Below are 216 nucleotides of genomic sequence, written 5' to 3'. Positions count from 1 at the left end.
CGGCGACCTGTCAGGTGTTCCTGCTGCCCCCGGTGGCCCCGGTGGTCGTCGGCCAGCCCACCGTCGTGTCCGCGGTGGTGCTGTGCAACGGCGTGCCCGTTGCGGGTGCGGCGGTCACGTTCAACGGTGACGGGGCTGCCCCGGTGACCGTCACGACCAACGCACTCGGCATCGCCAGTGGGTCGATGACCTTCCCCACCGCCGGGCCGGTGTCGC

1 pseudogene is annotated in these 216 nt (G+C 72.7%); it reads left to right on the top strand.

Going from position 1 to position 216, the window contains the following annotated elements:
* A pseudogene (locus tag HS99_RS04955) lies at positions 1-216 on the top strand (hypothetical protein); the annotation flags it as partial.

The organism is Kitasatospora aureofaciens (assembly GCF_001188955.3).
Taxonomy (GTDB): domain Bacteria; phylum Actinomycetota; class Actinomycetes; order Streptomycetales; family Streptomycetaceae; genus Kitasatospora; species Kitasatospora aureofaciens.
The sequence above is the reverse complement of the archived record's forward strand: the minus strand, read 5'-3'. Positions and strand labels throughout refer to the sequence as shown.